The organism is Streptomyces sp. KL2 (assembly GCF_046529545.1).
Lineage (GTDB): Bacteria > Actinomycetota > Actinomycetes > Streptomycetales > Streptomycetaceae > Streptomyces > Streptomyces radiopugnans.
The window spans coordinates 3,438,382-3,452,278 of record NZ_CP127170.1 but is presented as its reverse complement, the minus strand read 5'-3'; the positions used below and the strand labels follow the sequence as shown (position 1 = coordinate 3,452,278).

Annotated in this window: 13 protein-coding genes; 9 read left to right on the top strand and 4 right to left on the bottom strand. The window is 73.7% G+C overall.

What is annotated here, in order from left to right; all coding sequences use genetic code 11:
• Window positions 1-4 precede the first annotated feature (4 nt).
• From QPK52_RS15675 to QPK52_RS15660, 4 genes are all read left to right on the top strand, one after another.
• Complete coding sequence (locus QPK52_RS15675) at window positions 5-391, top strand: hypothetical protein (protein WP_410538110.1); 387 nt, start codon at window positions 5-7, stop codon at window positions 389-391.
• Window positions 388-1,728, top strand: a complete 1,341-nt coding sequence (locus tag QPK52_RS15670; RefSeq protein WP_410538109.1) for an APC family permease — start codon at window positions 388-390, stop codon at window positions 1,726-1,728. Before QPK52_RS15675 ends, QPK52_RS15670 begins: the two co-directional genes overlap by 4 nt.
• 144 nt (window positions 1,729-1,872) lie before the next feature.
• Window positions 1,873-2,541 carry a hypothetical protein gene (locus QPK52_RS15665; RefSeq protein WP_410538108.1) on the top strand — a complete coding sequence of 223 codons (669 nt, stop codon included), beginning with the start codon at window positions 1,873-1,875 and terminating at the stop codon, window positions 2,539-2,541.
• Window positions 2,542-2,675: 134 nt separating this feature from the next.
• The gene (locus tag QPK52_RS15660; RefSeq protein ID WP_093658978.1) at window positions 2,676-3,662 is read left to right on the top strand and encodes an aldo/keto reductase; all 987 of its coding nucleotides are present in this window, start codon (window positions 2,676-2,678) and stop codon (window positions 3,660-3,662) included.
• Window positions 3,663-3,866: 204 nt separating this feature from the next.
• Here the strand turns inward: QPK52_RS15660 and thpR are convergent, their stop codons facing one another.
• The 4 genes from thpR to QPK52_RS15640 form a co-directional block, all read right to left on the bottom strand.
• Window positions 3,867-4,436: an RNA 2',3'-cyclic phosphodiesterase gene (gene thpR / locus QPK52_RS15655; RefSeq protein WP_410538107.1), complete on the bottom strand. Its 570-nt coding sequence runs from the start codon at window positions 4,434-4,436 to the stop codon at window positions 3,867-3,869.
• Between the two features lie 27 nt (window positions 4,437-4,463).
• Entirely contained in the window at window positions 4,464-6,041 is a 1,578-nt protein-coding gene (locus QPK52_RS15650; RefSeq protein ID WP_410538106.1) for an MFS transporter, read from the bottom strand.
• Between the two features lie 33 nt (window positions 6,042-6,074).
• Window positions 6,075-6,512, bottom strand: coding sequence for a MarR family winged helix-turn-helix transcriptional regulator (locus QPK52_RS15645; RefSeq protein ID WP_410538105.1), 438 nt, complete (start codon window positions 6,510-6,512; stop codon window positions 6,075-6,077).
• Window positions 6,513-6,827: 315 nt separating this feature from the next.
• Complete coding sequence (locus tag QPK52_RS15640; protein ID WP_410538104.1) at window positions 6,828-8,318, bottom strand: NCS2 family permease; 1,491 nt, start codon at window positions 8,316-8,318, stop codon at window positions 6,828-6,830.
• Between the two features lie 332 nt (window positions 8,319-8,650).
• Between QPK52_RS15640 and QPK52_RS15635 the strand changes: the two genes are divergently transcribed.
• The 5 genes from QPK52_RS15635 to QPK52_RS15615 all read left to right on the top strand — a co-directional run bounded on the left by QPK52_RS15635 (window position 8,651) and on the right by QPK52_RS15615 (window position 13,892).
• Window positions 8,651-8,992, top strand: a complete 342-nt coding sequence (locus QPK52_RS15635; protein WP_410538103.1) for a DUF2530 domain-containing protein — start codon at window positions 8,651-8,653, stop codon at window positions 8,990-8,992.
• Between the two features lie 108 nt (window positions 8,993-9,100).
• The gene (locus tag QPK52_RS15630; protein WP_410538102.1) at window positions 9,101-11,584 is read left to right on the top strand and encodes an HAD-IC family P-type ATPase; all 2,484 of its coding nucleotides are present in this window, start codon (window positions 9,101-9,103) and stop codon (window positions 11,582-11,584) included.
• Window positions 11,585-11,649: 65 nt separating this feature from the next.
• Window positions 11,650-12,462 carry an alpha/beta fold hydrolase gene (locus QPK52_RS15625; RefSeq protein WP_410538101.1) on the top strand — a complete coding sequence of 271 codons (813 nt, stop codon included), beginning with the start codon at window positions 11,650-11,652 and terminating at the stop codon, window positions 12,460-12,462.
• A gap of 102 nt (window positions 12,463-12,564) precedes the next feature.
• The gene (locus tag QPK52_RS15620; RefSeq protein ID WP_410538100.1) at window positions 12,565-13,104 is read left to right on the top strand and encodes an NUDIX domain-containing protein; all 540 of its coding nucleotides are present in this window, start codon (window positions 12,565-12,567) and stop codon (window positions 13,102-13,104) included.
• 47 nt (window positions 13,105-13,151) lie between these two features.
• Window positions 13,152-13,892: a class I SAM-dependent methyltransferase gene (locus QPK52_RS15615; protein WP_410540347.1), complete on the top strand. Its 741-nt coding sequence runs from the start codon at window positions 13,152-13,154 to the stop codon at window positions 13,890-13,892.
• Window positions 13,893-13,897 lie beyond the last annotated feature (5 nt).

The following is a 13,897-nucleotide window of genomic DNA, read 5'->3' as shown; positions in this document are numbered from 1 at the left end:
CCGCATGAACCCCCGCTTCGACAGCCGCACGGCCCCCGCCGTCCCGGCCGACCTCACCGAACTCCTTCCGCACCAGGGCAGCTTCGAGCTGCAGAACGACCAGCCGGGCAAGATCCACAACTGGCATCACCACAGTCTGGACGAGGAGTTGTTCATACTGCGGGGCAGCGCCCTGCTCTTCTGGGACGCGGCGGGCGCCTACCAGGAGCGCGACTGCCCGGCGGGCACCTGGATCACGCTGCCCGCCGGTACCGTGCACGGCTCGCTGGCCGGCCCGGAGGGAGCGGTCTACATGATCCGCCCGCGTGACGGCCGTACGGCCGAGACCACGTTCCTGGCCGACGGCGAGCACCCGCACCCCACCCCGGTCGCACGGGAATCCGCGGCGTGACCGGTCCGCACGGCACGAAGGCCGCGGGCGGGACGGCCGGCGCCGAAGGCGCGGCCGCCGGGCCTCCCACGCGGATGGCGGGCCATCTGCGCCTGCCCGGGGCCGTGGCGCTGGCCATCACCATCGTGGTGGGCAGCGGCGCCCTCGTCTCACCCGGCATCGCCTACCACCAGACCGGCCAGGCCGCCCTCTACGCCTGGCTCGTGGCCGCCGCCGTCACCGTCCCGCTGCTGATCGTCTTCGCCCGGCTGGGCGCCGACCTGCCCGGCGCCGGGGGCGTCGCCGGCTTCGTCCAGGCCGGGTTCGGCCGCTCCTGGGCGGCCGGCGTGGAGGTCATGCTCCTGGGCACCTTCGGCCTCGGCATCCCGGCCATCGCCCTGACCGGCGGCTTCTACTTCCAGCAGATCCCCGGTCTGCACGGGGTCCCGGCCTGGGCGGCGGCGATCGGGCTGCTGGTCCTGGCCGGCGTGTCGGTGGCGATCGGCGGGTCGGTGTCGTCGCGCATCCAGATCGTCCTGGCGCTGCTCATGACGGCCGGACTGCTCGCGGCGGCGGTGCTCGGCCTGTCCGGCGGCGATCCCGTACAGCACCTGCCGCCGGCCCGGCCGGAGGAGCTCGCGCTGGGTGTGGCGGCGCTGGGAGCGGTGTTCTTCGCGTTCACCGGCTGGGAGATGCTCTCCTTCACCACCGAGGAGTACGCCAATCCGCGCAGGGACTTCCCCCGGGTGGTGGTCATCAGCTTCCTCGTCGTCACGACCCTCTACGTCCTGCTGGCGTGGGCGGTCCAGACGCGGCTGGCTGAGGACGACCCGAAGGCGGCCTCCTCGCCGATCCACGCCGTGGTGTCGGCCGCCGCCCCGGGCCTGGCCTGGGTGGTGTCGGTGCTGGGCGTGGTGATCATCGCCGCCAATCTGGTGGGCGCCGTGTGGGCGGCCTCCCGACTGGTGATGTCCAGCGCCCGCGAGGGGCTGCTGCCGCGCCCCCTGGCCAGGCTGAGCCGGTCGGCCGGCACGCCCCCGCGCAACGCGGTGGCGGTGTGCGTCGCGGTCTTCAGCCTGATGGCACTGGCGACGGCGTCCGACCTGCTGTCGCTGTCGGACCTGCTGACCGTCGCGGGGCAGAACTTCTTCCTGCTCTACCTGTTCTCCGCGGTCGTCTACGCACGGCTCAAGGCCGGCGCCCCCAGGGCGTTCGGGATCGCCATCGCCGTGCTGCTGGGGCTGCTGGCGCTGACCTTCGGCCCCCTCCAGCTCGGGTACGCGCTGGCTCTGCTGGTGCTCGGCCGGGTCCTGTCGCGGCGGGGCGGGGGACGGCGGGAGGCCGCACCGGGGAGCTGACGGCCGTGCCGCCCGGGCGCCGGTTTGGCGGTGTCCGGGCGGCACGGCAGTATGCCCGGGGCAGAGCGGGGTCCGTACCCGGCACGGGCACGGACCCCGCCGGCACCGGTCCGTCCGCACCGAGACGCCACGAGAGAGGCAGCCTTGAACGTCCTGCTTTCCGCATCGGCCCGCGACCTGGGGCTGCGCCACCCCCGGGTCTGGTCCCTGAAGTCCGGCCGGCCCCTGCTGTCCGGGACCGGTATCGGCGCCGGGGAGGCCGCGGCGTTCGGCGGCGGCGAGCACCCGCCCGGGTACCGGGACCTGCTGGCGGCACTGGGCCACCCCGGCACGGTTCCGGCCGGGGAGAGGCTGCGGCGCACCGTGGCCGAGCGCGGCTGGCGCTCCCACGGGCCCGTCGTCGACGCCGTCAACGCCGCCACCATGGAGCACGGCGGCGGCATCGGCCTGCACCGGGCGGACGACACCGGGGGCGCGCAGATGCTCATCACCCGCGCCCCCGCCGGACTGCGCATGGTCCCCGCCTTCTCGGACCGCTCCAGGCCCGTTCCCGAGGGGGACCTGGTATACGGGCTCCACGGCGGCCGGGACGGCGAGGAACTGCGCCCCATGGCCTGGCTGGGGCGCCGCGACTGCGACAGCGCCGACTTCCAGCTCCTCGACGACACCACCGAGGCGGTGATGGTCGTCCTGGGCTGCCCCGGCACCGGCGCCGGCCACACCGCGGAGGCGGGCGGCACCGTCCTGGAGCTGCTCGCCCGTCTGCGGCCCGACATCACCGCCACCGAACTCGTCGTCACCGACGCGCCCTGACGGCGCGGGTCCGCCGCGCGGCCCCCGCCCGCACCGCGCCGGACCTCCGGACCCCTCGCGGCGGTTTCCGGAGGTCCGGCCCTCCGCCGTGCCGCTCTTGCTTCGAGCCCACTCCAGCACGTTGGCTGGTACCCATGAAGTACACGCAGCTCGGACGCACCGGTCTCAAGGTCAGCCGCCTGGTCCTCGGCACGATGAACTTCGGTCCGCAGACCGAGGAGGCCGACAGCCACGCCATCATGGACGCCGCGCTCGACGCGGGCGTCAACTTCTTCGACACCGCCAACGTCTACGGCTGGGGCGAGAACAAGGGCCGCACCGAGGAGATCATCGGCAACTGGTTCGCCAAGGGCGGCGACCGCCGCGACAAGGTCGTCCTCGCCACCAAGGTGTACGGCAACATGGCGGCCACGGACGGCGACGTCTGGCCCAACCACGACAAGCTGTCCGCGGTGAACATCCGCCGCGCCGTGGACGCCAGCCTGAAGCGGCTGCGCACCGACCACATCGACCTCTACCAGTTCCACCACGTCGACCGGAACACGCCGTGGGAGGAGATCTGGCAGGCGATGGACGTCCTGGTCCAGCAGGGCAAGATCCTCTACGTCGGGTCGTCCAACTTCGCCGGCTGGCACATCGCCCGGGCCAACGAGGCCGCCGCCCGCACCGGCCGCCTCGGCCTGGTCAGCGAGCAGTGCAAGTACAGCCTCGTCGAGCGCCGCGCCGAGATGGAGGTCATCCCGGCGGCGCGCGGCTACGGCCTCGGCGTCATCCCGTGGTCCCCGCTGGGCGGGGGCCTGCTGGGCGGCGTGCTCCGCAAGGAGCGGGAGAACCCCGAGCGCCGTTCGTCGCAGGCGCTGGCGAACAACCCCGGACTGCGCGACCAGGTCCAGGCGTACGAGGACCTGCTGGACAAGCACGGTCTGGAGCCCGGCGAGGTGGCCCTGGCCTGGCACCTGGCCCAGCCCGGCATCACCGGCCCGATCATCGGCCCGCGCACGCGCGAGCAGCTCGACTCGGCGCTGCGCGCGGTGGAGCTGGAGCTGAGCGAGGAGCTGCTGGCCTCGCTGGACGAGATCTTCCCCGGCCCCGGGCCGTCCCCGGAGGCGTTCGCCTGGTGACGCCCGCCGCCCGTCCGCCCCGCTCTCCGGCGGGGCGGACGGGCGGCCCCTCAACCGATGAGGGCCGCCAGCATCACCACGGCGAGCATGAGCACCAGGGCCCCGCTGACGATGCGGGTACGGGTCTTCGGGTCCACGCCCCAACGGTAGCCCGCCCGGCCGGGAGCCCTTCAGCGGCCCGTCGCCGGCCCGGCCGGCGGCCCGTCAGCGGCCCAGCGGCCAGGCCGCCAGCGTCTCGTAGCGGGGATGCTCCCCGGGGACCCCGGAGCGGGGCAGCCTGCTGCGTACGAGGGTCAGCTCCTCCGCCCGCCAGGGGCTTCCCGCGAAATCCTCCAGGGCCGCCGCCAGGGGGCGCAGATCCGGGCCCGGCCCGCGGCGGCCGGCGCGGGCCAGGGTCAGGTGCGGCTTGTAGGGGCGGTCGTCGGTCGGCACCCCGGCCCGGTTGACGCCCGCGGTGACGGAGTCGGCCAGCCGCCGCAGCGGCTCGCGGCCGTCGTCCACACCGGCCCACAGCACCCGGTCGCCGAACCGGCCGCCCCCGGCCAGCCGCACCTCGAAGGGGTGGTGGCGGTGGGCGGCGCGCTCCAGGCGCTCGCACAACGCGGGCAGCAGGTCGTCGTCCACCTCGCCCAGGAAGGCGAGTGTGAAGTGCCAGCCTTCGGGGAGAGCCCAGCGCAGCCGGTCCGCGCCGGGCAGTCCCCTCAGCCGCTCCACCTCCCCGGCCAGCTCCGCGACGGCGGGGGGCGGCGGCAGCACGGCGGTGAAAAGCCTCATGGGAGGAGTCTCACGCGAGCGGGCCGCTCACGCGAGCACGTCCCTGCGGTGGTCCCGGTCCTCGCCCGGCGCGGAGGCCGGGGCGCTGGGCGGCGCGGTGGCCGGGACTGCGGCGGGGGCCGTCCGGCGCGAGGAGACCGGGGTGCGGTCCTGCGGGGCCGGGCCGTCGCCCGCTATGCTCTCCGGCCCTTCGGCGCCCGCGGCCCCGGCCGCCCGCACACCCCGCGCCACCGGGACGAACGTCAGGCCCCGGCGACCGCGGCGCAGGCCCACCCTCGGCCGCAGACCGCCGATCCGGGCCAGCACCAGGGCGGTGGCGACGGCGGCCACGGCCGAGATCAGACCGCCGGCCAGGAAGCCGGCGCGGGGGCCGTAGGTGTCGGTGATCCAGCCCATCAGCGGACCGCCGAGCGGGGTGCCGCCCATGAACACCATCATGTACAGGCTCATCACCCGGCCGCGCATCGCCGGGTCGGAGGCGAGCTGGACGGTGGAGTTGGCGGTGACGTTGAAGGTCAGGCCCACCGCGCCGATGGGCGCCATCAGCAGGGCGAAGACCCAGAACGACGGGGAGAGGGCCGCGGCCATCTCCAGCACTCCGAAGAGCAGCGCGGCGCCGACCATCACCCGCATCCGGCTCACACCGCGCCGGGCGGCCAGCAGCGCGCCGGCGACCGAGCCGACGGCCATCAGGCTGTTGAGCAGGCCGTAGGTGCCCGCGCCCTCGTCGAAGACCCTGTCGGTGAAGGCGGTGAGCCAGATGGGGAAGTTGTAGGCGAAGGTGCCGACGAAGCCGACGAGCGTGATCGGCCAGATCAGCTCCGGCCTGCTCGCGACGTACCGCAGGCCCTCGCGGAGCTGTCCCTTGGCGCGCGGGGCGCGCTCGACGGTGTGCAGCTCGGCGGTGCGCATCATCAGCAGGCCGGTGATCGGCGCGATGAACGACAGCCCGTTGAGCAGGAACGCCCAGCCGCTGCCCACGGCCGTGATCAGCACACCGGCGACGGCCGGGCCGACCAGGCGGGCGGACTGGAAGTTGGCGCCGTTGAGGGAGACGGCGTTGGCGAGCTGTTCGGGGCCGACCATCTCCGAGACGAAGGTCTGCCGGGCGGGGTTGTCCACGACCGTCGCCAGCCCCAGGACGAAGGCGAGCGCGTAGACGTGCCAGACGTGGACTTGGCCGCTGAGGGTCAGCGCGGCGAGCGCGAGTCCGGTCAGGCCCATCGCCGTCTGGGTGATCAGCAGCAGCCTGCGCTTGGGGTAGCGGTCGGCGATGACGCCGCCGTACAGCCCCAGCAGCATCATGGGCAGGAACTGCAGCGCCGTGGTGATGCCGACGGCCGTCGCGGATCCGGTGAGGCTGAGGACCAGCCAGTCCTGGGCGATGCGCTGCATCCAGGTGCCGGTGTTGGAGACGAGCTGCCCGGCGGCGAACAGCCGGTAGTTGCGGATGCGCAGCGAACTGAACGTCGAGGGCTTCGCCGTCTTCCCGGTCTTCCCGGGCTCCGTGCCCTTCGCGGCCTTCCCGGTCCCCCCGGCCGCGGCGGGGTCGTTCGTGTTCTCGTCAGGTGCGGGTGCGGAATGTGCTCCGGGTCCCGGACTCAATCGGTTTCGCCTCCTCGTGGCACTGCTCCTTACTTACAGTTGCGCGAGCTTCTCCAGGACGGGGGCCGCGGCGCGCAGACGCGCCCACTCGTCCTCGTCGAGCTGCCCGGCGAGCTCGGCGAGCCAGGCGTTGCGCTTGGTACGGCTCGCGAGGAGCATCGCCTCGGCCTGCTCGGTCTGGGTGACCACCTTCTGGCGGCGGTCGTCCCTGTGCGGTTCCAGCCGGACGAGCCCCTTGGCCTCCAGCATCGCCACGATGCGGGTCATCGACGGCGGCTGCACGTGCTCCTTGCGCGCCAGCTCGCCGGGCGTGGCGGAGCCGCAGCGCGCGAGGGTGCCGAGGACCGACATCTCGGCCGGGCTCAGCGACTCGTCGATGCGCTGGTGCTTGAGACGGCGCGCCAGGCGCATCGTGGCGGAGCGGAGGGCGTTGACGGCTTCGGCGTCCTCGCCCCGGGACAGATCCGGCATATTCATTAGCCTAACTCATTACTTCTCCTAAGGACCAGTCCGGGGAGGTGGCGGGAGGAGTGCTCTTCGCCACCCTCGCCTCGCGAGCGAGCCGGCGGGAAAAGCCGGCGCACTCCCCCGCCTACCCCGCGACCACGCCCCCACGGAGTCCACGGAAACGAAAGCGCCAAGCCTACGGACGAACGGCGCGCCGTTCGAACGGATCCGCCGCCACGCCCCGGAACGCGGAACGAGCGCCCGGACCGTGTGGTCCGGACGCTCGTTCCGTGCGGGCGGCGCTCCGCCTGATCCGCCGGGCGGCTCGCCCGGCTGCGGTCACCCGATCCCGAGCACCTGCTGGATCGGGTCCAGCAGGAAGTAGACCAGGAAGCAGGCGCCGACGGCGTTCAGCAGCCACGGGATCTCGCGGAAGCGCCCGGTGGCGGTGCGCAGCAGGATGTAGGAGAGCACGCCGATGCCGATGCCGTTGGTGATGCTGTAGGTGAACGGCATGGAGATCAGCGTCAGGAACGCCGGGACGGCGACGGTCTGGTCGCTCCAGTCGATCTCCCGCACGTTCGAGGCCATGATCAGGAAGCCGACCACGACCAGCGCCGGGGTCGCGGCGTGCGAGGGCACCACGGTGGCCAGCGGCGTGAAGACCAGGGCCAGCAGGAACAGCGCGCCGGTCATGATGTTCGCCAGGCCCGTGCGGGCGCCCTCGCCGACACCGGCGGTGGACTCCACGAAGCAGGTGTTGGCCGAGCAGGAGCCGAAGCCGCCGCCCGCCACCGCGACGCCGTCCGTCATCAGGATGCGGCCCATACCGGGCAGCCGGCCCTGCTCGTCGGTCAGCTTCGCCTCGTGGCCGACGCCGATGATGGTGCCCATCGCGTCGAAGAAACCGGACAGCAGCACGGTGAAGACGAACAGCGAGCCGGTCAGCACGCCGACCTCGGCGAAGCCGCCGAAGAGGCTGACCTCGCCGATCAGGCCGAAGTCCGGGGTGCTGACGATGCTCTCGGGCAGGTTGGGCACGGCCAGGCCCCACGCCGCGTCGGGGACCTGGGCGACCGCGTTGATCACCACGGCGACCACGGTCATCACGACGATGCTGATCAGGATCGCGCCCTTGGTCTTCCTGATGACCAGGACGAAGGTCAGGGCCAGACCGAGGACGAAGACGAGCACCGGCCAGCCGGCCAGGTGGCCGCCCTGCCCGAGGCCGAGCGGCACGGTGGTGTGCGCGGCGTCCGGGTTGCGGGTGACGAAGCCGGAGTCCACCAGGCCGATGAGGGTGATGAACAGACCGATGCCGATCGCGATGGCCCGGCGCAGCCCGCCGGGGATGGCGTCCATGACGCGCTCGCGCAGTCCGGAGGCGACCAGCAGCATCAGCACCAGACCGGCCAGGACCACCATGCCCATGGCGTCGGGCCAGCTCATCTGCGGCGCGAGCTGGAGGGAGACCACGGCGTTGATCCCGAGCCCGGCGGCCAGCGCGATGGGCACGTTGCCGATGACGCCCATCAGGATGGTGGTGAGACCGGCCATCAGCGCGGTGGCGGTGACGAGCTGGGCGTTGTCGAGCTGCTGGCCGAACTTGTCCGTGCCCGCGCCCAGGATGATCGGGTTCAGCACGACGATGTAGGCCATCGCGAAGAAGGTGGCGAGTCCGCCGCGCAGCTCGCGGCCCACGGTCGAGCCTCGCTCGGAGATTTTGAAGAAGCGGTCGATGCCGGTCCCGGGCGACTGGGCTCCGGGGTCGTTACCAGGGGTGCCGGGGGTGTCTGGCGTGGCCGGGGTGTCGGTGGCCGGAGCGGACATGCGTGACCTTCGCTGGGCGGTTCGGGGACGGTTTCGGAGGTTCCTCCAATGGGAACCAGCCAATCCAGAGTGCTTTCAGTATGAACGCACCACTGTTGAAAAGGCCATCCGCGGACGGGCGCATTCCCCGGGCGCGGCCGTGACGCTTCCCACACCCCCGCCACCGCCTCATTCCCGCCCCCGCCCGCGCGGCTCCCCCGGACCCCTCGCAGGCCCCTCCCCCACCCGGACGCCGCTCCCGGGTCGGCCCCGGCCTCCCCCCTCGTTACGCTGGTGCGGAACGCCGCGGCACGGACGGGCGACGGGGTGACGGGAAACGAGAGGGCCAGGCGATGGGCTTGAGCAGATGGACCAGCGGCGAGCGTGAGGCACCCGAGCCCCTGGAGGGCAACGTCGTCGCCACCGTCGTGGGCGGCACGGTCATCTGGTTCACACTCTTCCTGGTCCAGCTCCCCTTCTACCGCTGGTTCGACGAGCACGGCCGCACCTGGTGGCTGTGGACCTGCCTGGCGGGCGGCGTCCTGGGCCTCTACGGCATCTGGTTCGTCCGCCGCCGCGAGGCGGCGCTGCGCCGCGAACGCCTCGCACGGGAGACCGGGGCGGGCTCCGGCCCCGGCACGGGCACGGCTCCCGGCTCAGGCCCCGCCCCGGAGGGCCCCGCACCCGCCGAGTGATCCGCGGCCCGGAAAATCCGGCACTCTCCCCCGATTTGTCCCATGTCACACCCGCACCCCGGCGACAGACCGCGCGCGAAGGCGCGTTCGCCTCGTACTGTCTGGGGCATGACCGAACGGGCTGAGACAGTACGAGGCGAGCGGGGCGCCGCGGAGCCGCACGAGGGCACGGTGCTCGCCGTACCCTCCCCCCGCACGGACACGGCGGCGGACACCCCCGCCACCCGGTCCCCGGGCCTCACCGCCGCAGAGGTCGCCGAACGCACGGCCCTCGGCCAGGTCAACGACGTCCCCGTGCGGTCCTCCCGCTCCACGGCCGACATCGTCCGCGCCAACGTCTTCACCCGCTTCAACGCCATCATCGGCGTCCTCTTCGCGATCATCCTGGTCGTCGGCCCCATCCAGGACGGCCTGTTCGGCTTCGTCATCCTCGCCAACACCCTCATCGGCATCGTCCAGGAGCTGCGCGCCAAGCGGACGCTGGACAACCTGGCCGTCATCGGCGAGTCCAGGCCGACCGTCCGCCGCGACGGCGCCGCCGTCGAGGTCCGCACGAACGAGATCGTCCTGGGCGACCTGGTCGAGCTGGGCCCCGGCGACAAGGTGGTCGTGGACGGCACCGTCACCGAGTCCGACGGCCTGGAGGTGGACGAGTCCCTGCTGACCGGCGAGGCCGACCCCGTCCACAAGCGGCCCGGCGACACGGTGATGTCCGGCAGCTTCGTCGTCGCCGGCGGCGGCGCCTTCACCACCACCAGGGTCGGACGCGAGGCGTACGCCGCCCAACTGGCCGAGGAGGCCTCCCGCTTCACCCTCGTCCACTCCGAACTGCGCAGCGGCATCAGCCAGATCCTCAAGTACATCACCTGGATGATCGTCCCGGCCGCGATCGGCCTGGTCCTCAGCCAGCTCCTGGTGGAGGACCACAGCGTCGACGAGGCGATCCGCCGCATGGTCGGCGGCATCGTGCCGATGGTGCCCGAGGGCCTGGTGCTGCTGACCTCCATCGCCTTCGCCATCGGCGTCATCCGGCTGGGGCGGCAGCAGTGCCTGGTCCAGGAACTGCCCGCCATCGAGGGCCTGGCCCGCGTCGACACCGTCTGCCTGGACAAGACCGGCACCCTCACCGAGGGCGGCATGGACGTGGCCGAGGTCCGCCCGCTGGACGGCGCCGACCCCGCCCTCGTACGGCAGGTCCTCGCCGCGCTCGGCGGCAGCGACCCCCGCCCCAACGCCAGCCTGAAGGCCATCGCCGACGCCCACCCCGCCGCCGAAGCGGCCGGCTGGACGTGCACCGGCGCCCTCCCCTTCTCCTCCGCCCGCAAGTACAGCGGCGCGACCCTCACCGGGCCCGGCGGCACCGGGGGCGGCACCGCGAGCACCTGGCTGCTGGGCGCCCCCGACGTCCTGCTCGCCCCCGGCTCCCCGGCCCTCGCCGAGACCGACCGCCTCAACGAACAGGGCCTGCGCGTACTGCTGCTGGCCCGCTCCTCCCACGCCCTGGACGACCCCGCCCTCCTCGCCGACCCCACCGCCACCGAGCCCACCGCCCTGGTCGTCCTGGAGCAGCGGCTGCGCCCCGAAGCCGCCGACACCCTGCGCTACTTCGCCGAACAGGACGTGTCGGCGAAGGTCATCTCCGGCGACAACGCCGTCTCCGTCGGCGCCGTCGCCGCCAAGCTCGGCCTGCCCGGCGCGCACTCCACCGTCGACGCCCGCACCCTGCCGGAGGACCGCGAGGAGCTGGCGGCGGCCCTGGAGGACGGCACGGTCTTCGGCCGCGTCACCCCGCAGCAGAAGCGCGACATGGTCGGCGCCCTCCAGTCGCGCGGCCACACCGTCGCCATGACCGGCGACGGCGTCAACGACGTACTGGCCCTGAAGGACGCCGACATCGGCGTCTCGATGGGCTCGGGCTCGGAGGCCACCAAGGCCGTCGCCCAGATCGTGCTGCTCAACAACTCCTTCGCCACCCTGCCGTCGGTCGTCGCCGAGGGGCGGCGGGTCATCGGCAACATCGAGCGCGTCGCCAACCTCTTCCTCACCAAGACCGTCTACTCGGTGCTGCTGGCCCTGCTGGTCATCGTCTCCCAGGTGCCCTACCCGTTCCTGCCGCGCCACCTGACCCTGCTGGGCGGCCTGACCATCGGCATCCCCGCCTTCTTCCTGGCCCTGGCCCCCAACAGGGAGCGCGCCCGCCCGCACTTCGTACGGCGCGTGATGCGGTACGCGATCCCCTCCGGCCTCATCGCCGCGACCGCCACCTTCACCGTCTACCTGCTGGCCCGCCACCACTACACCGGCGCGGACGCGCTGGAGGCCGAGACCAGCGCGGCGACGCTGACGCTGTTCCTGGTGGCGCTGTGGGTGCTGGCGATCATCGCCCGCCCCTACACGTGGTGGCGGATCGGGCTGGTGCTCACCATGGCGTCGGCCTTCGTGGTCGTCCTGGTCACTCCGTTCCTCCAGGACTTCTTCGCCGTGCGCCTGGTCGGCACGGTGATGCCGTGGACGGCCGTCGGCGTCGCCGCCGCCTCGGCCGCCCTCCTGGAGGTCACCTGGCGCTGGATCGGCCGCCGCTTCCCGGGCTGATCCCGCCCCGGCCGCCCGCGGATATCCGCGGGCGGCCCCGCCCCCGCGTCCCTACCCTGTCCCGAGTGACGACCCCGGCGACGCTCTCCCACGACACCTCCGGCGGCCCCCTCGACGACGGGCCCTCCGACGACGGCACGGCCCTGGTGCTGCTGCACTCCTCGGTCTGCGACCGGCGCATGTGGGACCCGCAGTGGGCGCCCCTGGCCGGGGCGGGCCACCGGACGGTGCGCTGCGACTTCCGCGGCCACGGCGGCACCCCGGCCGCGACGGCCCCCCACCGCGACGCCGACGACGTACTCGCCCTGCTGGACACCCTCGGCATCGGGCGGGCCGCCCTGGTCGCCTCCTCCTACGGCGGGCGCGTCGCCCTGGAGTTCGCCGCGCGGTGGCCGGACCGGGTGACCGCCATGGCACTGCTCTGCCCCGGGATGCCCGGCCACGAGCCCGGCCCGGAACTGGCCGCCTTCGACGCGCGCGAGGAGGCGCTGTTCGAGGCCGGCGACCTGGCGGCCGCCGTCGAACTCAACGTGGCCACCTGGCTCGGCCCGGACGCCGGCGAGGCGGTGCGCGAGAAGGTGCGGCGGATGCAGCGGCACGCCTTCGAGGTGCAGACGGCAGCGGAGGAGGAGCGGGGGGAGATCGGCGAACTCCCCGAGCCCGCCCTCGACCTCTCCGCGATCACGGCCCCCGTCCTCGCCGTCTCCGGCGCCCACGACCTGGCGGACTTCCGCACGATCGCCGCCCGCCTGGCCCGCCTGCTCCCCCGCGCCCGCCACCTCGAACTCCCCTGGGCGGGCCACCTCCCCAGCCTGGAGCGCCCGCAGGAGACGACGGCGCTGCTGACGGACTTCCTCCGGGAGAGCGCGGCTCGGTAGACGTACCGCGCCGGGGGCGGGCGGGTCCGCGACCCACCCGTTCCGCTGAGGGAGCGTCCGGATCCCGCGCCCCGGATCCCGGGATCCGGTAGGAGTGGGGGCATGACCTCCACCAGTGACGAGCCCGCCGGGCTGCCGTTCCCGATGCCGCAGGCCGAGTACCTGGCCACCCTGCCCAAGGCCACCGTCTACGCGTGCGTGTACTTCACCGACGCGCGCGGGCGGCCGGTGCAGCTCCGCTCGGTGTACGGCAGACGGTTGTGGCAGATCCCGGGCGGCAACATGGACCCGGGCGAGGACCCGTTCCGGACGGCCGTGCGGGAGACGTACGAGGAGACCGGGCTGCGGGTCGAGGGCCCGTGCCCGCTGCTGCTTGTGCACTACATCCGCTCCGACCCGGCCGAGGCGCCGCTGGCGAAGGTCGGCTTCTGCTTCGACGGCGGCACGCTGAGCGACGAGGAGATCGCCTCCATCCGGCTGGACCCGGAGGAGCACGACCGCTGGGCGGTGGAGGACTGGCCCGTCTGGGAGCGGCTGATGACGCCCGAGGGCTACCGGCGGCTGGCCGCCCTCGCCGAGGCCCGCCGCACCGGCCGCGCGGCCCTGCTGCTGAGCGAGCCGATCCTCAGGGGGCCGGCGTGACGGGCGGGCCGACGCCCGCGACGCGCGGGACCGGGCGCGCCGGGACGGTGGTCGACCGCGCCTACTCCGATCCCGTCCTCGCCGCCCTGTACGACGCGCTCAATCCGTGGGGCCCGGGTGACGACTTCTACCTGGAGCTGGTGATGTCCGCCGCCTCGGTGCTGGACGTCGGGTGCGGTACGGGCGCGCTGCTGCGCCGCGCGCGGGAGGCCGGGCACGGCGGGCGGCTGTGCGGGCTCGATCCGGCCGCCGCGATGCTCGACCGGGCGCGGCGGGAGGCGGCGCGGTCGGGGGCCGGGGTGGAGTGGGTGCTCGGGGACCTGGGATCGGCCCGCTGGGAGGGGGAGTTCGAGCTGGTGGTGATGACCGGGCACGCCTTCCAGGTGCTGCTCGGGGACGGCGAGGTGCGCACCGCCCTGGCCGCCGTGCGGGCGGCACTGGCCGATGGCGGGCGCTTCGCGTTCGAGACCCGCAACCCGGCGGCCCGGCCGTGGGAACGCTGGACGCCGGAGCACGCGGTCGAGGTGGTGGACGGCACGGGCGCGGCGGTACGGGTCGCGCACGAGGTCGAGGAGCCGGTGACGGGCGGCACCGTCCGCTTCACCACGACCTTCACCGGCCCGGGCTGGGAGCGGACCGGCCGCAGCGAGCTGCGGTTCTGGGACGCGGAGGCGCTCGACGGCCTCCTGGCCGGGGCCGGGCTGACGGTCGTGGAGCGGTACGGGGACTGGGCGCGGGGCCCGCTGACGGACGCCGGCCCGGAGATCGTCACCGTCGCGCGGCGCTGACGGAG

What these genes read in the sequence shown, in the direction of transcription:
- QPK52_RS15675 (WP_410538110.1), top strand. Translation starts at nt 5, where the DNA reads ATGAACCCCCGCTTCGACAGCCGCACGGCCCCCGCCGTCCCGGCCGAC.
- QPK52_RS15660 (WP_093658978.1), top strand. Translation starts at nt 2,676, where the DNA reads ATGAAGTACACGCAGCTCGGACGCACCGGTCTCAAGGTCAGCCGCCTG.
- thpR (WP_410538107.1), bottom strand. Translation starts at nt 4,436, where the DNA reads ATGAGGCTTTTCACCGCCGTGCTGCCGCCGCCCCCCGCCGTCGCGGAG.
- QPK52_RS15645 (WP_410538105.1), bottom strand. Translation starts at nt 6,512, where the DNA reads ATGCCGGATCTGTCCCGGGGCGAGGACGCCGAAGCCGTCAACGCCCTC.
- QPK52_RS15640 (WP_410538104.1), bottom strand. Translation starts at nt 8,318, where the DNA reads ATGTCCGCTCCGGCCACCGACACCCCGGCCACGCCAGACACCCCCGGC.
- QPK52_RS15635 (WP_410538103.1), top strand. Translation starts at nt 8,651, where the DNA reads ATGGGCTTGAGCAGATGGACCAGCGGCGAGCGTGAGGCACCCGAGCCC.
- QPK52_RS15630 (WP_410538102.1), top strand. Translation starts at nt 9,101, where the DNA reads ATGACCGAACGGGCTGAGACAGTACGAGGCGAGCGGGGCGCCGCGGAG.
- QPK52_RS15620 (WP_410538100.1), top strand. Translation starts at nt 12,565, where the DNA reads ATGACCTCCACCAGTGACGAGCCCGCCGGGCTGCCGTTCCCGATGCCG.